Genomic DNA, 21,171 nt, shown 5'->3' on the forward strand with positions numbered 1-21,171 from the left:
GAAAAATACACTATTTTTTTAAATTATCCTTAAAATCGTCAATTCTGAAATCAGTCAGGGCATTGCCTTTCTCTATTTTTTCCTTAGAATAAAGCCTGAAATCATTTTCCGTCTTTTCTAAAAGATGGTCATAGGGCCCTACATGAGAAATTAATTTGACTAAAACCGGAGAGATCTCAAGACAGATAAAAAGCCCCATTATAAAAGCTGCCGCCAGCCCAATGATCGCTGAATTCTTGCCAAGTTCATCCAATGCCTGCAATCTCGCGGCAAACCCATTGAATTTATCTTCAAAGGTTTCCGAAGATTTTCTTTCTGTTTCCAGATTGGTGTAGACTTTGGAGATTTCTGTATCTAAATATTGTACTCTCGGTGCATTTTGCTTCTGAAAATTTTCCAGATCCAGACGACGTTGTTCCTTCAGTTCCTGTTTACGTTTTGCATTAGGACCATAGCCTTCTTTTCCACTGGTCAGCCCGGACTGTTTCCCAAGGATTTCTTTTTCAAGTTCTACCGCCGCCGAGTCATAAGCCTTCTGATATTGAATGGTTTTTTCAGCAATCTGATTTTTTTCCGTTTCAAACGGACCGCTTTGCTTCAGGATTCTGCCGCTCATTTCGCCTTCAAGCTGTTTTTTATTTCTTTGAATAATAGTATTCAGCTGCTTGTTCACTTCTTTTTCAAAAATTTTAAGTTCCAGAGGTTTGGAAATAATAATCCCAAGAAAAGTAGCCAATATCAGACGGGGAATGGACATGAGAATCTGATTCCACCATGTTCCTGTTTTTTTGATGGAGGAAACGATGTATCTGTCCAGATTGAAGATCATTAATCCCCACAGGATCCCGAATCCTACCGAAGTCCATACGTTATCAAATACCGTATACATAGCATAGCCTGCAGACAGGGTCGCAAATACTGCGGTGAATAATACAATCCCACCAATTCCGGAAAATTTATTCCACTCACTAGGGGTCTTTCTTAAGATATGAATGTTTCCTCCGGAGCATACCATCAGAAACTTCTGGAACCAGTTTATTTTATGATTCGCTTGATTTATAGTTTGTTGGTTTGTTTTCATTATTGAAAATTTATACAAATGTAATACTAAAAATCATACCAATGTAAAAGATAGTATTATGTTTTGCCAAGTAATTGATTGTTTTGATTTAATTGATTGGATATCAATTTTTTATTGTCGAAAAAATTTTGAACTAAAAGAAACAAATGTAAACGTTTTAAAAAAAATTAGAAGATTGAGTAAATAGCGGCCTGAAAATTTCTTTTACTGAATATTTAATTTTCTTTCTTGCATTCGGATCAACCTCATCTAGTTTCACATCAGGTAATTATAAAATTAATATTTTTTAATAAAATTTTAATATTTCCCAAAAAAAAGATATATTAGCGGATAATTAAGGGGAAGTTAAACAATTAAATTTACAACCTTTGTGGTAGAAAAATACTGGCCGAGAGATCTGGTCTTCCCCTTTTTATATTTTAACACAGAAAAATGATAACTAGAAAAAAATTTCTTACCCTAGGTACACTAGGTGTAATTTCCTTCTTTTTCCCAACTTATTTATTTTCAAATAGTAAAAGTATATCTGGTTCACTTGATGTAAATACTTTATTAAAAAATGCACGAAATTTTAGAAAACAGGGAGAAAATAATCAAGCGAAAGAAATTTATCAACAAATCATTTCCCAATATCCTAATGAGATAAGGGCTTATGATGGGATGAGAAAAACTTTGCTGTCTCAGAAAAAGAAAGAATGGGAAGTTATCTTAATGTTTAAAGGGGCGTTGCTATTAAATCCAAATAACGTTGCATTAAAACAACGTCTTTATAGAGAATATTTCAATGCGGCATTAGGAAATAAAAAAATAAAGAAAGTTATCAATTTTAATGGAAGGCTTTTATCTGAGGTAAGGCAGAAATATGAGACTTTTGTTCAAAACCATCCGAATAATAGCAATATACAAAAACAATTTGCTAAAATAAGCAGATTAATGGAATGGAATGCAGATACTCAAAATTCTAATAATAATACAGCCTTAAAAACATATAAAAAAACACAACATAAAAATTTTAAAAAAAGATTTAATGATATTCCTCTTTCACAATTAGAAACAAAGTTAAATACGTTATTATCTAAACCTCTCTCCAAAGATAGAAAGCAGCATATACGTGAATTGCACAATGTAGTTATTAGAAAATACCGAAAGGATAAAAATAATATAACAGCACTTAATAAGGCTCTTTCATACTATAATACTGTAGATAAAAATGATCCTTTAATTTTAAAGTATATCAGAGATTTAACTAAGCTTCAGAAAAATTTTGATACTCTAATAACAATAGAAACACAAAATCATACACAGAAAAATAGTTTTTGGTCTGCTTTGGCATTATTAGATGCGCATTTAAAGAAAACAGAAGATCAAAATATTCCTGTTCCTTTCCAACTCAATTCATTAATACAATTTTTAGAGGATAATATTGATAACCCTGATAAGAAATTTGAATTCAATACCCGAAAGATAAAGCTTGATATTCTTAGGAATCAGCCGGAGGCAGCTAAAGATAAAATAATGACAATATGTAAAAGTATGTTCGGCGTTTCAAACACCCATTCTATTGACCGGATGAATGTATTAATTGCAAAGTATTATGCTAAAAAAGGCGACGCTGAAGGAAAAAATAGAGTGTTAAGTATCGCATCCAATCCCCAATCTTATGCTGAAAATACTGATCCCCTCATACAGTCGATTGCTTTAATGAATCAAAATAGAGCTTCAGTAAAGTCAGTACACATACAAAATTTACAAAAATTAATAAGTAAATTATGAGAATAAAATCTACTGCTTGTTTTTTTCTGTCCATTTTGGGACAAATCGTCTATTCACAATTATTGATTACGGAAGTATATTATAATACGCCATATAATGAAAAACTGTATTTTAATAAAACTGTAAACGGAGTTCTGACTGGAGAGCTTATGGATGCTAGAAAGCATCATAGAGGTGAGTTTATTGAAATATATAATTATAGTGATAAGGACGTTAATCTAAAAAATTGGTATCTAAAGGATTTATTAAAAACATTTTGGCTTCCTGAAAAGATTATCAAAAAAGGTGAGTTTATGGTTATTGCTTACAGTACTTTGCCGTACAATACTACCATTTTTAGTGAGCATTTTTCTACAACAGCAGGAAAAGAAAACCAGATTATCTATCAGGATGATATTATATTAAGAAATAAAAGAGAGGAAATAATCTTAGGATATTCTTTTAATAGAACGAATCTACTTAATAAAAGTAAATACAGTTGGGAGTTTCAGGCAGAACCCTCTTCTAATTTTATAAAAAATATTTATCAAAACCCTTCTCAGTTCTATTCTTTTAATTCTTTACAATATAATCCTACTACTTATCCAAATGGTAAATATGAAGCAACACCGAATCCATTGGCAGCTACTTATGTACCCACTACGCAAAGTTATGATGAAATAATAAAAGATGACTTTCAACAATACTATTCTTATTTGGACTGGAGCGATAATGTCAATACTTTAGTTGATAAAATATGTTCTCTATCAATTGAAAAAGTTTCACAATCTCCTAATGGATCATATACAAATAATGGAAGTTCTTGTTTTTCTTATGATAGTGCAGGTAATTTAGTTACGGGAGGCGGATGCAACGGAGCAAGTACTCCATCTTCCGGTACACCTGGAGTTTCTTCTGATGAATTGGAACTTATAAAAAATAATATAATTATATCTCCAAACCCAACAAAAGCGTCAGATTCTTATAATGTAACCATTACATGGAATGGACCTGCATTAAATAAGATAAACAATATTCAAATATTTAATTCATCGGGAACAACTGTTTATGGTTTTTCACCCGGAACAGGAGTTAACACAACTACTTTTAATCTTCAAAATCAGCTACCTGGAGCATTTGTAGCAAATTTTATACTTAATACAGGACAGATTGTATCTAAAAACATCTTAAAATGGTAATGATGAAAAAATTATACTCTTTATTTACATTTTTATTTGCATTTTTATTATTTCAAGCTCAAGTAACAAAGGAAATTCCATTACCATACAGTACAGCCGGATATGCTGAGAATACAACTTCAGCTTCGTCAAATAAGAATATTCCTAATGTACTGATTCCTTCTGTTAATGCTGAGATGAATGTTAATGAATCCGGAGCTCTAACTTATACCTTACCTATAGAAACAGTAAAAGGCTTACGTAGTTTCCAACCCAATATTGCATTGGTATACAATAGTCAAAGCGCTAACGGGCAAGCTGGGTGGGGCTGGAATATTGTAGGGCTTTCTTCAATTACCCAAGGAGGAAAGAGTAAGGAAATCGATGGCATTACTATAGGAGTACAATTCAATAATACCGATCCTTATTACTTGGATGGACAGAGATTAATCAAAATCAGTGAAACAAATTATGTAACCGAAAAGTTTTCCAAATTAAAGATTACCCAATTTGCTTCCGGTGAATTTTCTTTTATAATTCAATATCCGGATGGAAAAATTGCCAAATATAAAGAGCTTGTTTCAGGACAACATTATATTTCTGTTCTTATTGATTCTTTTAATAATGAAGTTCACTATTCATATCAGGTTGAAAATAACATACCTAACATTATAAAAATATCTTATGGCGGGACAACTCCTGCAAATGATAAATTTGATATTAATTTTTTATATAAGGCAAGGAAAAAAAATATCCAGATATTTAGAAATGGAATTGCCTATACCAGTTCAAAGATTTTATATGAAATAAATTCTGGAACCACTTATACTTCTCCTTCATTGTACAGGAAATATATTTTGTCACATGATTTTATTGAAGATAATAGTGTAGAACGTTTGCGCAACATTGCTGTTAGTAATGAACATGGGGAAGCTCTAAAACCCCTTAATTTTAATTATAATACAACGAACCAGGGAAGTGTCAAAATCATTTCTCATATTCAGGTTGGTATAACAGGGGGTAATTTTCCTGGAAGTGGAACAGCGAACTCCGTTACTGGTTTGGGGAGTGTAACCATGGGCGACTTTCTTAATAAAGATCCTGAAAAGATTCAACCTGTTTTCCAGACTAGGTTAACAAATGGGTACGGATTAAAAGTAGGAGCAGTAGCTGAGAATCCCTCTATAACCATAGAAAATAATAATTCAGGCACATTATTGTTTTCTGGTAAAGTATTAGATCTTAATAATAAAATTACAGAAAAAGATCAGCTTATTAATGTTTACGAAAACATTACAGGATCCGAAGATCCTTACAATCCGAATAGTCCAGGTAATCAACAGCTTAAAGATGAAGTTGTCTTTCAAATAAAAAGTTTGGTAACTGGAGAAGAAAGAAAAATAAGAGTTCCTGTAAAAGGGGGATTGATAGAAGTACAAAACTATATTCCACCAGACCCTTATGATAACTATGGTTCCGGAACCTATGAAACTACTTACACCAGAGACAATACAAGAAGAGACTATATTCAAGGAGATTTTAATAATGATGGTCTTGTAGATTTTCTAATCATTGAACCACGTAATGTAAATCGTAATGACCGCATATATTGGGCTGAGATAGGAAAAGCTAATTCAGGAACATCTGTTGAGTTGAACCCTATTCTTTTAAATGAAACATCAATACCTCTTTATAACAAAGATGTTTATCCCATAGAATTTGATGGGGATGGTCTGCCTGAGTTATTAGCAGTCGATAAAAACAATTCAAAATATTCAGTATATAAAATTGATTTCACTACAAATTCCTTAAACATCAAGATTTCAAATCAGACGCTCTCTAATTTTGGAAGTGATACGCCAATTTTTTTAGGTGATTTTAATGGTGATGGCCTTACAGATTTTCTTACTCCCCAAAATGTATATGCGATTCCGGAGGATGATAGCTCCGGGGTGAAGATGGGGGATACTTATTACCGAATGCAAACTGAAACATTACTTTGGTGGAAATATACGGGTAATGGAGTTTCTTTTGTGAAAAATCAAGAAGATTATACACAGCAAAAAATTGCCTATTTAAAGCCTGCCCAAAGTAATTATATTAAAAGATCTACTTTCTGGCAGAAATTCTGGAATGGCAAACCGGATGAATATGCCTATACAAGATATTCTACTCATAATATTATCATCACCGATTTTAATAATGATGGACGTTCAGATATTATCACGTTAAATAAAATAGGTTCCGCAAAATATAATGTCAATGGTTCTTTATCTAATGTCCCAATTAATAATCTTAGTAATTCATTATCTAGAATGACATCCCCCCATGTCTATGAGTCTTTCAATTCTGATATTACCAATAGGATGAATTTTTATGAAAATAAAAACTTGCAAGGGGGAACTTTCCAGAAACTTACAACGTATTCTATAGAAAACACCAAAATTTCTCCACTATCACTCATTGTTTCTGCTACAAATTTTGATTATCTCAATACATCAAAATCAGGAGTTTATATTTATGATCCTCTTGGAGGAGATTCTTTCGTTTATGCAGGAGCATCCACTAATATTACTATAGACAACAGTAACTTTTTAGAAAAACAAATTCAGGAAGTAAACAATGGTACGGAAGTCGTGCAGAGAGTTGATTACAGAAATATGATTGCAAGTCCTGATACTACTGAATCAACCTATCTTTATAAAGCTCAGGATTTTAAATACCCTTATTATATCCATCAAACCAATCCCATTCTTTATATGGCTCATAAAATACATACGGTTTTTGATGGGAAGACACTTACAAAGGAATATCGTTATGAGAACGGGATACAGCATTTAATAGGAAAAGGGTTTTTAGGATTTCAAAAAACGTATTCCAGTGATGCTTATGAATCTGAAATTAAAAACGGGAAATATGTTAATAAAAACCCGGGAAAAGCTGTTTTTTGGAATATACAAACAAGTGATCCTGAAATGGATAATGCAACCGTCAAATCTACTTATGGTGGTATCAATAAGTTTTTCACTGAAAATACAATAATTAATAAAAAATTTGATAAGGGTAATCATCAGTATTTGGTATTATCTACAGATGAAGTTTCAAAGGACTATCTTAAAAAGATTACCATCGGTAAGAAATATGAATATGACGAAAATGATGATCTGAAATTAAAAACAGCGTATACCGATTATAGTGGTGCAGGTTCATCTATATCAAAGTATACTTACAAACCGGAATTTTTCAACACGGATCATTATTTCTATGGCAAAATAGCCTCAGTGGAAAACGCTGTATACAAGGATGGCTTGTCTTTTATTACAAAAGAAGAGCATGCTTATTTTCCAAATGGAGAAGTCTCAGAAAATAAAAAATATGGAAATCAACCTAATGCTCCTCCTATACTTAATTCATATACTTACGATAGTATTGGGAATCTGAAGACCCAAACAGGTTCAGTAACGGGTATTTCTCCGCAAACCACAACTTATGAGTATGATGTCACTAACAGATATCTAAATAAAACAATAACTCCGGACGCCTTGTTTGCCACAATCAATGTTAATGCATTGGGGCGTGCCTCTTCCGAGGCTTCTTCATTGGGATTAATGACTTCCTACGCGTATGACTCGTGGGGAAATGTTAATGAAATTACAGATTTCCTTGGAAAAAAAACAACAATTTCAAAATCTGTTGCTGATGTCTCAACAGGAGGAGTGTATAATCTCCATAAAAAAAGAGAAGGAGGGACTGAAACTATTGTCACATTTGATAAATTCGACAGGGAAATTCAAGCCAAAACCCAGTCTATTAATGGTAAGTGGCTCGTATCAAAAACCGAATATGATCTTTTCGGAAGAAAAATAAAAATATCGGAACCTTTTTTTGAAGGAGAACCCGCCAAATGGAATACTGTAGAATATGATGAGCTGAACCGTCCTGTAAAAAATACATCTTTTACCGGAAAAGTGATTACTACCTGTTATGAGGGATTGAAAGTAACTGTAGAAGATGGTTATAAAAAGACCTCTAAAACGTTGGATGCAATGGGGCACACAATAAGACAGCAGGATCACGGGGGGGTGCTCTCATTTTCTTATTATCCTAATGGTGCATTGCGTGAAACTAATTATGAGGGAATAAAAACCACTTTTGAGATTGATGGTTGGGGCAATAAAACGAAAATAACAGACCCTTCTGCAGGAAATTTTACCTATGAGTATGATAACCTAAGCCGTATTACCAAAGAAACCAATCCTAAAGGATATACATTGTATAGCTATGATGATCTGGGAAGACCTCTTGCAGAGAAAACCTATGGGAATACACCTGCCGAAAACACGACAATAGAAAAAAATTATACTTATAACGGACAGACAAAATTACCAGAGACCATTACAGGAACCAGTAACGGAAAAACATTTACCTATACTACCTATTATGACCAGTATTATCGGATAAAAGGAAAAAAAGAAGAAACTCCTGATTTTACGTATACATCATCTACTACATTTGATAGCTTTGGAAGAGCAGAAGGTGTAAATATGTATACCCTTATTTCAAATTATAGCTCTACATCATCCATTAAAAATGTGTATGATAGCAATGGCATACTAATCCAGCAGAATAATGATAACGGAACTATGGTTTGGCACGTTTCAGATATTAATTCGAGAGGGCAGACCACCCAAATGGAATACGGTAACGGATTTACAATTACCAGTCAATATAATCCCAATGACTTTTCTCTATTTAATATCAGACATCAGAATACCAATAATGGGACGTTGGCTTTAGATATAGACTATAATTATGACGTAAATAAAGGAGTGCTGAACTCGCGCAGGAATAATATTTTTGGCAAAAAAGAAGATTTCACTTACGATAAGTTGAACCGACTGTTAAGTGAAGCCGTAAATGACGTTTTGACCAATGAATATACTTATGATAAAAGAGGCAGAATCACTTCCAATACAGAACTTGGGAAGTATAATTATAATGAAACCGATTATAAGCTACAAAAAATTGATTTTAATACCAATGGACAGAATGTAAATAGCCAAAGAGGTTTTGCACACATTACCTACAATGCTTTTAAATCCCCATTAAGAATACAGCTTGCCGGAAAAGAAGATTTGAATTTTGAGTATAATATACTAAACGGCAGATATTCAATGAGTTCAAGCGTCACGGGCAGGACAAAATTCTATTCTTCCGATTTTGCGGTGGAGATTACGAGAAAACCAGGCCCAAAAGGAAGTGGAGAGATAGAAATTATTACCTATATCACGGGAGACCCATATTCTGCAAATTATATTAAAAAAGAGATTGTAAAAGCCGGACTTTTACAGGAGAGTGATAATTATTACCTTCATAGGGATAATTTGGGAAGTATTTTAGCCATTACGAAAACAGATGGTTCTGTAGTAGAGAAACGCTTTTTTGATGCATGGGGTAATCTAAAAAGTTTGGTAGATGAATCGGGACAGCTTATTACCGATAGTCAGCAATTGGCAACCGGGAACTTATTCCTTGACAGAGGCTACACCGGACATGAGCATCTTTGGAAGGCAGGGCTTATTAATATGAATGCACGTCTGTATGACCCTATCCTTAGAAAGTTTCTAAGCCCGGATAATATGGTTCAGGACCCTTTCAATACGCAAAATTATGACCGCTTTGGCTATGTATATAACAATCCTCTGTTATATGTAGATCTAGATGGTAATGAAATTACTTTAGGATTGGCCGTTGTTATAGGTGTTGCTGTAGCAATTACAACCAAGGTAATCGTCAATATGATCAGTGGGATACCGTTTTGGTATGGTTTAGGTAAATCTGCCCTTATGGGAGCGGTTTCAGGAGCGATAAGCTTTGGTATTGGTTCGGCTGCGACTTCTTTTTTTCAGGAAGGGCTCTCTATAGGAAAGGCTTTATTTGAAGCAGGAATGCATGCTCTGAGCGGAGGGGCCATGTCTGCAATAGATGGGGGGAAATTCGGCGCAGGAGCATTAAGTAGTGCTATTTCTTCTTTGATGGCAAGCAGTGTGCAGGCCTTGGGTACAGATTTTGGTGCGACAAAAGCGGCTGGACGTACTGTTTATAATAGTTTTGGAAAAGATTTGATGAAGGCTACCATGATTGTAACAGGAGGGTTATCCGGAGGGATTTCCTCTGCAATAGCTGGAGGAAGTTTTTGGGACGGTTTTAAACAAGGGCTGATTACAAGTGGGTTAAATCACACGGCACATATTGTAAGGGATGGATTTGATAGAAGTAATTATGATAAATTGCGTAATCAGGTAGAGAAAATCATGGGTGATGCCGAAGCTAAATTTTCAGGTAATCCATCAGATATGTGGAAGATGATGAATGAAGTACCTATATTGAAAGAATTGCTAAATAAACTTCATGGAACGAAAATATGGGCGACCGTACTTAAAAACCATCCAGATAGTGATAAATTTAATGGAAAAACAGAAAGCAATGGAGATGGCAGTATAAGTATTAAACTTTATCTTAAAAAATATACTACAAATATTGCTGCTGCGTTGACTTTAGGACACGAAATTACTCATGCTATTGGTAAAGTAAATGGAAGTGAGGCAATGTGGGCAGGTATGATTAGAGCAGATGCAGGCAGTAAGGTGATTAAAAATTATATTGTACACCAAAGTGAGGTAGGCGCATATATGTGGTCTGCAACTTATGCAGATTCACAAAGGACTTTTGATTGGAAAGTTTCACAATCAAATCAAAATATGTATGAAGCATCTATATTATTAAGAGATTTTGGAAAATAAAATAAAATGAAATGTAAAATTTTAATTCTTATTGGTGGTATTTTTAGTTTATTTAGTTGTAATAAAAAGAGAATGGATTTCAAATTTTGTTATGATTCATGTCTGGCTAATGAAAGCATATGTTTTATTATGGAAAATAATTCTGATAAAAAATATATATATTATCTACCTTCTTCTATTTCTGATGAGGGTTGGGGATATTATACAGGAACAAAAATTATAATAAATGACAGTGATGGTCAAGAACCAAAAGTTAGTGGTCCTATTTATCTTGACAAATTATTTTTAAATGAAAAAGAGATGAATGAATTCATTCTCAATGAAAAGAAAGATTCATTATTATGGATAAATCTTTTAAATAAAGGAATGAATATAGATTATTATTGGGTTAAAAGCTATAGAGCTATGCAGAAAAATAAATTTTTTGTTGGTCCTAATGAAAAAAATAAATTTTTTAAAAAAATAGTGTTTTTTAAAAAACAATTAAAAGAGTCAGGAACATACTATACCTTTGATAAAAATAAAAAATATTTCATTCAGGTAGAGATGGAATTTGATAGCACTAGAATTAAAGAACATTTGACCCCATTTGATTTAGATTCTTTACGTAAGAATCATATTAAAATATTTCATGGTAAACTAAAGACAAAGAAAGTTCCTTTGATATTGGAGTAAATCACAGTGGTTTTTATTATTAAAATTCCCTACTTCAACCTCCCTGGATTTTGTTTCAAAAAACTATCCCACCCGCTATAAGACTTAGTATCTGCTATCGTTCCGGAATTAAAATGATGACATACCGCAACCGCAAGACCATCCGATGCATCCAAATATTTTGTAGGAAATTCTTTTAAATTTAAAAGATTTTGAAGCATTCCTGCAACCTGTTCCTTGCTGGCGTTTCCATTTCCGGTGATAGCCATTTTAATCTTTTTAGGAGAGTATTCCGTGATTGGAATGTTTCTGTGAAGACTGGCTGCCATAGCAACTCCCTGAGCGCGGCCTAATTTAAGCATACTCTGTACATTTTTCCCAAAAAACGGTGCTTCAAGAGCTACTTCGTCAGGATGGTATTCGTCAATCAGGGCTAATGTTTTGTCGAAAATATATTTCAGCTTCGTTTCGTGATTCGGATATTTTTTCAGGATTAATTCGTGAATAGAAACCATCTCCATTTTGCCTTTTTTTACGGAAATAATACCGAAACCCATAATGGCCGTTCCGGGATCAATGCCTAAAATTATCTTCTCTGAAATCATGGCTCAAAGATAGGATATTCTAAACTTTTTTATCAGAGAAAAAGAGGATTTAAAATAACTGAGATCAGAAGGTGGGAAGAGGAAGAAGGAAGCTACAGGATACGAGATATGGGTTTGAGAGTTGAATTGTTGGTCGACAGTTACTGCTTTGAACCACGAAACCCGTATCCCGGAACGTTGTATTACCCCAATCTCAAGTTTTCTTAATATTTTAGACTTCAACAAGTTCCCTCCTCCACTTCCCTCCTTAAAAATCCCAAATTCAAATAAAAAAATATTCAATGTATCGGGAAATATGTATAACTTTAAAATAAAATGTGCCATGAAAAATTTACTTAATTTTTTTATTGTTCCCGTTCTTCTGTTGTGCAGTTTTCAGAAAAGCAGTACGTTAGGTTATTCAGGGGATAAAACCTCCGGTGCTGAAATCCGGAAAGAAGGTAAGATTGTTTATCTGTTTTTTAGAACCGATAGGGAAGCTTCCGGAAAAGAAAGAATTATCCTTCAGGAAAAGAAAATTGCTGAAGGAAAGCTGAAATTCGCTCCTTCTTTTGACAGGAGTGAAGTGGAAGCCGGAGATCTTATTGTGATTCTGTCTGATACAGGTGGAAAGGAAATTACGAAACAGCTGGTGAAAAATCCACTGCACCCTGAAATGGAAGTCTATGAAAAAGAAGGCGTCAGCAGAAAGAAAATTCCTCTTGAAAATGCTGAATTCAGTGTAAGATATTCTTATTCTGAACACATCCAGTCGGTAAGGATTGAAAAAGTAACGGAATCCGGAAATCAGCTTTTATTCACCCAAAAACTATAACCATGAGAAAAATCCTATTAGCCCTTTTCATCGGCAGCTGCTGTGCTGCACAGACATTCCAGACGGTTCCCCTTCTTCAGAACGGATCGAATGACAAACGTATTATTATTGCGGTATTGGGTGATGGTTTTACGACAGCTCAGCAGACTTCCTTCGTCTCCTCGGCTCAGTCTACCGTTAATTATCTTTTTACCAAAAGCCCTTACACAGAATATAAAAATTATTTTAATGCCTATGCCGTGAAGGTGGTTTCTACCGCTTCTGGCGTAAAGCATCCTGGAACGGCGACTGATGTCACTGAACCGGTAATTCCGGTGTCCAATCCGAATAATTATCTTGGTTCTTCCTTTGATTTCGGTGTTCACCGATGTATTTACAGCAATACCACCAATAAAGTAGGTCAGGTTCTTGCCGCCAATGTTCCGGATTATGACATTACGTACGTGCTGGGTAATTCTACAGAGTATGGAGGATGTGGCGGTTCGTATGCATTCGCGTCTCTCAATGGATCTTCCAATGAAATTGTTGTTCATGAATTAGGGCATTCATTTGGAAAACTGGCCGATGAATATTGGTTTTCCGGTTCCGGAGAATCTCCTAATAAAACCCAGACTTCAAATCCTGCTACTGTAAAATGGAAAAACTGGGTAGGACTTAACGGAGTAGGTGTATATTCTTATGCGGAAAGCCCTTCATGGTATCGTCCGCACCAAAGTTGTGAGATGAGGTACCTGAACCAGCAGTTCTGCTCGGTCTGTAAAGAAGCTATTATTGAAAAAATTCATTCATTGGTATCTCCCGTAGATTCTTATACACCTGCGAATACTTCAACGGTTAATGCCAATTCCAATGTAACTTTTACCGTGAATGAAATTCTTCCGATTCCTAATACATTAGTGAATTCCTGGAAGCTGAACGGAACATTGCTTGCATCAACAGCCAATTCACTCACAGTGTCTCCTTCCCAGTTGAATGTAGGAAATAATACCCTGATCTTTTCGGTGAATGATAATAATCCATTGCTTAAGGTGAATAACCACAGTACCCTTCACTTTACGAATATCACCTGGACGCTGAATAAATCTGCTGCCAAAAAAATGACAGAAGTGAAAGCCGAAGAAAGAAGATACAGCATATATCCCAATCCTTCAGACGGTGAATTTTTTATCAAAGGAAAACAGGAATTCGCGGGAAATACCAGAATCGAGCTGTATGATACTTCCGGAAAGCTTATCAGTATAAAATCAGATATAAAAGACCGTTCAACATTGTCGGTGAATATTAAAAATCTTCCTGCCGGAACGTATCTTGTGAATGTTTATGAAAATGAAGGAATGATTATATCGCAGAAAATTGTGAAAGAGTAGATGTAGTAAAGACTGGGAGAGAGAAGAAGGGAGATGGAAGTTACTTTTAGGAATTGTCATTTCTGACAGTCGTCAAGAAATTAATTGTGTTTAATTTTAAAATTGAATAAGAACAGATTAATAGTTGTTATTTCCGCCCTCAATAACTTCCCTCTTCCAGCCTCAAGCTTCTTTACTCAATAAATGCCGGTTGTAAAAGCCGGCATTTATTGTTCATTAATGATTCCTGTGAGTTTCTTTTCTGCGATCGGAGTCCAATTCTGATCATGACGGAGAAGTAGTATTTTATCAACTGTGAATTTAGTTTTGTATTCTTTTTCTTTGTAAACTTCCCATGCTTTCAGATAGTTGTCATAGCTGAGGTTTCTGTAGCCAACAGTTATATGGGGATTGAAAGAATATTTTTTAAAATTGAAATATTGTTTTACATTTTGATGAAGGAGGTTTAAATTCTCATTCGGTTCAGGTTGTATAAAAAGGACAGGGTTTTTGGGATTTGGAAAACTTCCAAAACCGTTTAGTATTATTTCAAAGGGAGAAAGATTGGTGTCTATCTTTTGAAAAGCCACATGAATATCACTCTCCAACTCCAGTTCTCTGGAGAAGGGTGGAAATAAAGTAATATGGGCATCATTTTTCAGTGCCTTTGAATTGTCATAGTTCAAAACGAGATCTTCTTTAAAAATCTTCACCTCGCCAATAACTTCCTGTGGAGGATAGATCGCGATGAAATACATTTTTTCCATATGGCAAAATACATTTTTTTTCAAAAAAATTTCATACATAAGAAAATTATGCATAGATTTGAAAGGTATAAAAAAGATCATTTGAAAAAGAACAGTCTTTACAAAGGAACACTCCAGAACATTATTTTGAAACTGCTTTCAAAAGAGGTAAAAATGTATGGCTACCAGATCACGCAACGGGCAAAAGAGCTTACAGAAGGCGAGCTTGAAATGACGGAAGGTGCGTTGTATCCCTTGCTTCATAAACTGGAGAATGATGGAATGATCACTTCAGAAATTCAGAAAATCAACGGAAGAGACCGGAAATATTATCTTCTGACCGAAAAGGGGAAAAAACAGCAGGCTGTTCAAGAGAACGAAATGAAAAGTTATTTGTTAAACCTAAATACCATTTTTAACATATGATGACTGAGATACAGGAAAATGAGGTGACGGACTATCTTATCTTTCAAAAACTGCCATTGGATATTCTGCTGGAAATAAAAGACCATATGATATCTCAGATTTTAGATGTCCAGACCCATGAAAATCTCAATTTTGAAGATGCATTTCTGAAAGTAAAGAAATCCTGGGATGGAGAATTTAAAATGGTCAGTTATATTCTGTTTTCCCAGGCACAAATTCCTTTGATTGCCAAAAAAGTAATCAAAGACAAATACAACAGGCTGCTGATAAAATCTATTATAATGGGGCTTTTTTTCTTCGGAATTAATCTATTGCTGATTTATTTTGCAAAAAACCAGGAGGAATACGGAATGTTTTTCCAGGTGCTGAATGGGATGTTCCTATTGGCATTGGGGCTGGTTTGGGTTCTAAATGTAAAGATCTGGAAATACATGAGAGCAGATTTTAAATATAAAGGAAAATGCTTTTATACCATGTATCAGAAAAATATGGGACTTATGGTGGTAAGTGCCATTTCAATGGGGCAGATCATCGGAAAAACCGGACATCATGCTTACCAGTTTTTCAAAGCTCAAAATACGACAGAAATCTTAGGTGTTATTATTACTTTAGTGATTCCTTTTGTATTGCAGACTGCGGTTATCTTTACGCTCTTCAATTTTTTTGAACATAAAAAGACCCTTAAAAAACTACAGAATTTTCTTCAGACTTCTGAGGCCTGATATATTGATAATCAACTGATAAATTACCATTTAAAGCCAATTAAATATGATAAATACAGCACAGGAAATTGAGATCATACAGTATCTTGTTTCGAAAAAACTGGATCAGAAACTATTGTTGGAAATCAAAGATCATTTTATACTTCAGATATCAAACCTGATGGAAGAACATAATGAAGGTTTCCAGGAAGCTTTTCTTCAAACCAAAATGAACTGGAAAAGTGAACTTGAAATGGTAAGAGCAGATTTTTTATCCGCAAGAAAAATGACCAGAATTGAGAAAGACATTCTTCAGACCCGTTTCAAGAAGATGACTGTCTATGCCTTGATTTTTTCATTGGTTTTTTCAGGATTACTGTATATAAAACCCAATCTGTTTAATGATGTACAGATCCTGTTTTTGTTGACAATATTGGGACTTTCTGTTTATAATTTTATGCGGAAAACCATGAATTTAAATGATTATTTTCAGGTCAGCTTTCATCCTTTACTTTTAAAAAATCTGTTTGCTGGAGTTGTGCTGATTACAATATCATCTTTCTTTTTTAAAGATCTTCATACGACCCTTTCTGTCATGATAAAACCCTTCTTTCTGTTTGCAGCGGCTATTCAGTTCCAGCTTCTATACTGGAATGCAAAGAAAATTAATGTTTTGATTTAAGCTGTAATAGGGTATTCTCAAGGTTATCCGTAATCTTTTTTACTTCAACATGAGGTCTGAAGGTAGAACTTTTGCCCTTTTCTTCATCAGCAATATTCGATAAAATCAGAACGGATGTTTTGGTCTGCGGATAATAAATGTTCAGAGAAGGGGAACCTTTTATATAACCACTGTGAAAATAACTTTCCGGCTTGCCAATATTCATCATGATCCCATAACCATAGCCCATCTTTCCAAGAATAGCGTGGTGTCTTTCCGCACTTTTGGAAGTGAACTGTTTTAGCGTTTCAGGTTTGAGGATTTTTCCACCATAAAGCGCGTTATTCCACAGGTGAAGATCATCTATGGTAGAAAGAATACCACCTGCAGGAGTACCGATGTCTTTACTGCCCAGTCGCTTGGGCATATTGGGAACTTCCTGAGCATTTTTTTCATTACCCAGATAAGCACTGGCGAAATTGTTCCCTTTAAAAGTATTTCCGGTAGAAGAATTTTTCATTCCTGCTTTTCTGAACAGTTCCTGTGCATTTTCATCATATGATTTTCCGGAAACCGTTTCTACAATTTTACCCAAAGTATTAAAACCATCATTGGAATAAAAGAAATCCGAACCGCTTTTAAACAGTAATTTCCCTCCGAAAGTATTAAGCCCTGACGTATGATTCAAAAGCTGATGAATGGTGATGTTCTCATACTCTTTGCTCTGGAATTCCTTAAGATATTGGGAAGCCTTGTCGGTAACATTCAGTTTTCCTTGTTCCATCTGAAGAAGAATCATTGCTGCGGTGAACTGCTTGCTTACTGAACCAATCGCAAAAACAGTACTGCTATCTATCTTGGCTTTCGTTTTAAAATTCGAGTAACCGTTTTCCTTTCCGTACAGCTGCAGTGAATCTTTGAAGACAGCAATGCTTCCATTGAAATTATATTTTTTAAATACAGAATCGATCTGTTGCTCCAAAAGTGTTTTCTGGAACACCGTGACCGTAGAATCAATGATGGCATTTTTGTCAACCGGTTTTATTTTGGGAATTTCGGTTTTGCATGAACATAAACAGTAAAAAAGGAAAAGGAATGTAATTTTTTTTATCACAGGTGTGTTTTTAGATTAAAATTGAAGTTATTGATTGTAAGAATAATGTCTATTTAAATGTAAGAAAATTCTTAGAAGTCTCAAAGGGATGCAAAATTTATGCTAATACAGGGGATTATGTGTATAAGTATTTTTATTTTTGAATAGATTACTAACCCATCATTATGAAAGAATATTTGAAAAATGACTCAGACCAAATAGACCATATTCTGGAAATTATTAAAAACCAGGGAATAGGCTACCTCAATACTATTTCGGAAAGACCTACTTCTGTCAGTAATATGCCGGTATTTGAAAAGCAAAATCTGCCGGAACAGGGTTTTGGAACTGAAGAAACATTAAAAATATTCAATGAAAGGTTTGAGCCGATCATGGTGGGTTCAGGAGGACCGAGATATCTGGGATTTGTAACCGGAGGTGCTACACCTGCTTCGATAGCGGGCGACTGGCTTGCCACGATTTATGATCAGAACACTCAGTCTACAAAAGGGCATGGAGATATTTCAGCCAATATAGAACTGGAAACTATAAAAATTTTGCTGGATCTTCTCGGTCTGCCGGACAATTTTCTGGGAGGCTTTGTGACCGGTGCCACGATGTCAAATTTTACTTGTTTAGCTATTGCCCGCCAATGGGTGGGAAAAGAGCAGGGAAGAGATATCGCGAAAGATGGAATTTCTGGCGCAATCAATATATTAACGGCAACACCTCATTCCTCCGCTATAAAATCTCTGTCGCTTCTGGGAATCGGAAGCGGTAATATCACAAAAATTAAAACGGCGGGAGAAGATCGTGAAGCCATTTCTGTAGATGACCTGGAAGATCACATCATCAAGCTTGGCGGAGAACCGTTTATTCTGATTTCCAGCGGAGGGACGGTGAATACAGTTGACTTCGATGATTTTAAGGCAATTCATGCATTAAAAGAGAAATATAAATTCTGGTGGCATATTGATGCGGCTTTTGGAGGATTTGCGGCCTGTTCGGACACTTATAAACACCTTGTTGAAGGTTGGGAATATTCTGACAGTATTACTGTTGACTGTCATAAATGGCTCAATGTTCCTTATGAAAGTGCGGTGTTTTTTATAAAAGAGCAGTACAAAACGTTGCAGGTGGAAACTTTTCAGAATTCCAATGCACCTTATCTTGGAGATCCGTTGGAGAATTTCAGCTACTTAAACTTTCTTCCTGAAAATTCAAGAAGATTAAAGGCTCTTCCTGCCTGGTTTTCTCTGATGGCTTACGGTAAAAAAGGTTATCAGGAAATTGTAGACAATAACATCACGTTGTCTAGACAGTTTGGGCAGATGATTGAAAACAGTGATGATTTTAAACTCCTGGCTCCGGTAAGATTAAATACGGTCTGCTTTACCCTTAAAGACAGCGGAAAACAGGATGAGGTTGGAAAGTTTTTAGCAATGCTTAACGAGACGGGAAAAGTCTTCATGACGCCTACTTTCTATCATCAGCAGAATGGAATCCGGGCTGCTTTTGTTAACTGGAGAACCTCTGAAAATGATGTTGTGCTGATATTCGGTGTGATGAATACAATCATCTCTCAGTTGAAATAAAGATCAGGAAATCATTTTGTAGCAGCGTTTATTTCATGATCAGATCGCAGAACCAGAAAACATAGGCTCCGTTTTCATCGTCAGGGCTGGCTTTAGGTTTGGGGTACGTTTTCTTTACCGTTTCCCCGATTTCAAACTGAACAGGTTCTCTGAAGATCGGTCCATCAAAAGTAAACGTATGAAATTCTCCGTTTTCTCCACATGGATCAACGTTTTTTGGTAGGTCACGGATAAAATCGTGGTCAATGATTCTTCCTGCGAAACTTTTATCGAGATACGTTTCATTCACGCAGGTGACGATCGTTTTGAAACCAAGATCCAGAAATTCATGGATAAGATCAGTTGTATTCTGTTTCCAAAGTGGAAAAACGGCTTCCATGCCTATTGATTTCAGCTGGTCTTCACGGTATTTGCGGAGGTCTTCCAGGAAAATATCTCCAAAGACAGACTGCGTGATTCCCATCGCCTGAATTTCAGACATGGTTTTATTCATAAGTTCCCGGTATTCTTCCATGGATGGTTCTTTGGGAAGCTCCATTTTAATCAGAGGAAGATTCAGACTTTCAGCCTGTTTCTCCAAAAGCGAAACATGAACGCCATGCATAGAAATTCGCTGAAATTCTTTATTAATGTTGGTCAGCAAGGTAATGACTTCAGAACGGTTTTCCTGCAGGGTTTTATAAAGAGCAAGAGCAGAATCTTTTCCACTGCTCCAGTTGAATACGGCTTTGGGTTTCATACCGCAAACATAGTAAATATTGAAGATAAAAACCTGTGAGAAATTGTAAATGCGATGCGACTTTTTCTCTTATTCCGTCTCCTGATCTTAATTTCTTCTGCGGTAAGATAAGACCATTCCGTACTGAAGATTGTAAGTTTTATCAAGAAGTTCTTCGGCATAGGCTTCTGATAAAAAATATGATTCAATATTGGAATCGTTTTTATTTTTTTCATAATCCTCATAAGAAATCTCCTCACCGTCTAAGAAATACAGCGTATTTTTCCTGTCAGGGTTAAAATCTATCTTTTGAGCTTTGTCAATATTTAAGTTTAATGGACTGTCTTCTTTTGAACGTCTGCTGTTGGCGGATAAAAACAGCTTGTTTTTATTGGATTCATTTTCGAAAACATAGATATTTTTGAAGCTGATGTCATCTTCAGAGATTCTGATTTCACCGGAAAAGAAAGAATAGGTTGAGTATTTTTTGGAAAGAGTGAGAATGCTTGTTTTATTATATTGCTGTACTGTTTCTTTATTTCCTGAAATGTTAAATTTCAATGTTTTTGTTTTAGGTCTGTAAAACTCTCTGTCCTTATCCGGAGCGTCCTGTGTATCAGATGGTGCGGCATAAAGGATCATACCGATTTCCAGGGTTCTAAGCGTGTCTGTTTTTTTGGATTGGGCATTCAGGGCTGAGGTGAACATGGCGGCAATAAATATTCCGCTGGCAATTTTACGAAACGGGAGTTGGAAAAGGTGGTGATTTATTTTTGATGTTTGTTCTTCTTCAGTATATAATCTGCTCTTCTGTATTTTTCCGCATACAGATAGATTTTCACTCAGTAACGCCTGAATTTCCTCATCAGTTTTCCCGGTAAGATCATACACTTTTTTAGAGCATAAGTCACAAAATTTTCCTCCTTGAGCCTGCTGCATTTTGTCCCAGTTTTCACTACATGGACTTGAAATCTGAAATTCTTTTTTCATCATGATCA

Annotated in this window: 16 protein-coding genes; 10 read left to right on the forward strand and 6 right to left on the reverse strand. The window is 35.1% G+C overall.

Translation table 11 applies throughout. The features are described from left to right. Positions 1–10 precede the first annotated feature (10 nt). Positions 11–1,081 (reverse strand): DUF4407 domain-containing protein, encoded by a 1,071-nt coding sequence (locus N0B48_RS10265; RefSeq protein ID WP_259838716.1) that lies wholly within the window; start codon positions 1,079–1,081, stop codon positions 11–13. A 432-nt stretch (positions 1,082–1,513) separates the two neighbouring features. On the opposite strand from N0B48_RS10265, the gene N0B48_RS10270 reads away from it, so the two are divergent. From N0B48_RS10270 to N0B48_RS10285, 4 genes are read left to right on the forward strand one after another with little or no spacing between them, the layout of a single operon-like run. Continuing rightward, positions 1,514–2,854, forward strand: coding sequence for a tetratricopeptide repeat protein (locus tag N0B48_RS10270; RefSeq protein ID WP_259838717.1), 1,341 nt, complete (start codon positions 1,514–1,516; stop codon positions 2,852–2,854). Then, a complete protein-coding gene (locus N0B48_RS10275) occupies positions 2,851–4,032 on the forward strand; it encodes a lamin tail domain-containing protein (RefSeq protein WP_259838718.1) in 1,182 nt (393 codons plus the stop codon). Before N0B48_RS10270 ends, N0B48_RS10275 begins: the two co-directional genes overlap by 4 nt. Before the next feature lie 2 nt (positions 4,033–4,034). Next, a complete protein-coding gene (locus N0B48_RS10280) occupies positions 4,035–10,814 on the forward strand; it encodes an RHS repeat-associated core domain-containing protein (protein WP_259838719.1) in 6,780 nt (2,259 codons plus the stop codon). A gap of 6 nt (positions 10,815–10,820) precedes the next feature. After that, positions 10,821–11,489 (forward strand): hypothetical protein, encoded by a 669-nt coding sequence (locus N0B48_RS10285; protein WP_259838720.1) that lies wholly within the window; start codon positions 10,821–10,823, stop codon positions 11,487–11,489. Positions 11,490–11,518: 29 nt separating this feature from the next. Here the strand turns inward: N0B48_RS10285 and ruvC are convergent, their stop codons facing one another. After that, positions 11,519–12,073, reverse strand: a complete 555-nt coding sequence (gene ruvC, locus N0B48_RS10290) for a crossover junction endodeoxyribonuclease RuvC (protein WP_259838721.1) — start codon at positions 12,071–12,073, stop codon at positions 11,519–11,521. A 322-nt stretch (positions 12,074–12,395) separates the two neighbouring features. Between ruvC and N0B48_RS10295 the strand changes: the two genes are divergently transcribed. Together N0B48_RS10295 and N0B48_RS10300 are read left to right on the forward strand one after the other, a co-directional pair. Further along, a complete protein-coding gene (locus N0B48_RS10295; RefSeq protein WP_259838722.1) occupies positions 12,396–12,887 on the forward strand; it encodes a hypothetical protein in 492 nt (163 codons plus the stop codon). Between the two features lie 2 nt (positions 12,888–12,889). Continuing rightward, complete coding sequence (locus N0B48_RS10300; protein ID WP_259838723.1) at positions 12,890–14,254, forward strand: T9SS type A sorting domain-containing protein; 1,365 nt, start codon at positions 12,890–12,892, stop codon at positions 14,252–14,254. Between the two features lie 206 nt (positions 14,255–14,460). Here N0B48_RS10300 and N0B48_RS10305 read toward each other — a convergent pair whose 3' ends face one another. Continuing rightward, positions 14,461–15,000: a 2'-5' RNA ligase family protein gene (locus N0B48_RS10305; protein WP_259838724.1), complete on the reverse strand. Its 540-nt coding sequence runs from the start codon at positions 14,998–15,000 to the stop codon at positions 14,461–14,463. An 81-nt stretch (positions 15,001–15,081) separates the two neighbouring features. Between N0B48_RS10305 and N0B48_RS10310 the strand changes: the two genes are divergently transcribed. From N0B48_RS10310 to N0B48_RS10320, 3 genes are read left to right on the forward strand one after another with little or no spacing between them, the layout of a single operon-like run. Then, the gene (locus tag N0B48_RS10310; protein WP_259838725.1) at positions 15,082–15,405 is read left to right on the forward strand and encodes a PadR family transcriptional regulator; all 324 of its coding nucleotides are present in this window, start codon (positions 15,082–15,084) and stop codon (positions 15,403–15,405) included. Then, on the forward strand, positions 15,402–16,127 hold the full coding sequence (locus tag N0B48_RS10315; RefSeq protein ID WP_259838726.1) for a hypothetical protein: 726 nt from the start codon (positions 15,402–15,404) through the stop codon (positions 16,125–16,127). The genes N0B48_RS10310 and N0B48_RS10315 overlap by 4 nt, the downstream gene beginning before the upstream one ends. Before the next feature lie 46 nt (positions 16,128–16,173). Beyond that, entirely contained in the window at positions 16,174–16,788 is a 615-nt protein-coding gene (locus N0B48_RS10320) for a hypothetical protein (RefSeq protein WP_259838727.1), read from the forward strand. Here N0B48_RS10320 and N0B48_RS10325 read toward each other — a convergent pair. Further along, positions 16,772–17,881: a serine hydrolase domain-containing protein gene (locus tag N0B48_RS10325; protein ID WP_259838728.1), complete on the reverse strand. Its 1,110-nt coding sequence runs from the start codon at positions 17,879–17,881 to the stop codon at positions 16,772–16,774. The genes N0B48_RS10320 and N0B48_RS10325 overlap by 17 nt on opposite strands. A 164-nt stretch (positions 17,882–18,045) precedes the next feature. Between N0B48_RS10325 and N0B48_RS10330 the strand changes: the two genes are divergently transcribed. After that, positions 18,046–19,455: a pyridoxal phosphate-dependent decarboxylase family protein gene (locus N0B48_RS10330; RefSeq protein ID WP_259838729.1), complete on the forward strand. Its 1,410-nt coding sequence runs from the start codon at positions 18,046–18,048 to the stop codon at positions 19,453–19,455. Positions 19,456–19,483: 28 nt separating this feature from the next. Here N0B48_RS10330 and N0B48_RS10335 read toward each other — a convergent pair whose 3' ends face one another. Next, positions 19,484–20,194 carry a Dph6-related ATP pyrophosphatase gene (locus N0B48_RS10335; protein ID WP_259838730.1) on the reverse strand — a complete coding sequence of 237 codons (711 nt, stop codon included), beginning with the start codon at positions 20,192–20,194 and terminating at the stop codon, positions 19,484–19,486. Positions 20,195–20,281: 87 nt separating this feature from the next. Then, a complete protein-coding gene (locus N0B48_RS10340) occupies positions 20,282–21,163 on the reverse strand; it encodes a hypothetical protein (RefSeq protein WP_259838731.1) in 882 nt (293 codons plus the stop codon). Positions 21,164–21,171 lie beyond the last annotated feature (8 nt).

This window comes from Chryseobacterium herbae, assembly GCF_025154075.1.
Lineage (GTDB): Bacteria > Bacteroidota > Bacteroidia > Flavobacteriales > Weeksellaceae > Chryseobacterium > Chryseobacterium herbae.

Excerpts from the sequence above, each read along its gene's own strand:
- N0B48_RS10300 (WP_259838723.1), top strand. The coding sequence starts at position 12,890 with ATGAGAAAAATCCTATTAGCCCTTTTCATCGGCAGCTGCTGTGCTGCA.
- N0B48_RS10265 (WP_259838716.1), bottom strand. The coding sequence starts at position 1,081 with ATGAAAACAAACCAACAAACTATAAATCAAGCGAATCATAAAATAAAC.
- N0B48_RS10285 (WP_259838720.1), top strand. The coding sequence starts at position 10,821 with ATGAAATGTAAAATTTTAATTCTTATTGGTGGTATTTTTAGTTTATTT.
- N0B48_RS10315 (WP_259838726.1), top strand. The coding sequence starts at position 15,402 with ATGATGACTGAGATACAGGAAAATGAGGTGACGGACTATCTTATCTTT.
- N0B48_RS10330 (WP_259838729.1), top strand. The coding sequence starts at position 18,046 with ATGAAAGAATATTTGAAAAATGACTCAGACCAAATAGACCATATTCTG.
- N0B48_RS10335 (WP_259838730.1), bottom strand. The coding sequence starts at position 20,194 with ATGAAACCCAAAGCCGTATTCAACTGGAGCAGTGGAAAAGATTCTGCT.
- N0B48_RS10305 (WP_259838724.1), bottom strand. The coding sequence starts at position 15,000 with ATGGAAAAAATGTATTTCATCGCGATCTATCCTCCACAGGAAGTTATT.
- N0B48_RS10270 (WP_259838717.1), top strand. The coding sequence starts at position 1,514 with ATGATAACTAGAAAAAAATTTCTTACCCTAGGTACACTAGGTGTAATT.
- ruvC (WP_259838721.1), bottom strand. The coding sequence starts at position 12,073 with ATGATTTCAGAGAAGATAATTTTAGGCATTGATCCCGGAACGGCCATT.
- N0B48_RS10280 (WP_259838719.1), top strand. The coding sequence starts at position 4,035 with ATGAAAAAATTATACTCTTTATTTACATTTTTATTTGCATTTTTATTA.
- N0B48_RS10295 (WP_259838722.1), top strand. The coding sequence starts at position 12,396 with ATGAAAAATTTACTTAATTTTTTTATTGTTCCCGTTCTTCTGTTGTGC.
- N0B48_RS10320 (WP_259838727.1), top strand. The coding sequence starts at position 16,174 with ATGATAAATACAGCACAGGAAATTGAGATCATACAGTATCTTGTTTCG.
- N0B48_RS10275 (WP_259838718.1), top strand. The coding sequence starts at position 2,851 with ATGAGAATAAAATCTACTGCTTGTTTTTTTCTGTCCATTTTGGGACAA.
- N0B48_RS10340 (WP_259838731.1), bottom strand. The coding sequence starts at position 21,163 with ATGAAAAAAGAATTTCAGATTTCAAGTCCATGTAGTGAAAACTGGGAC.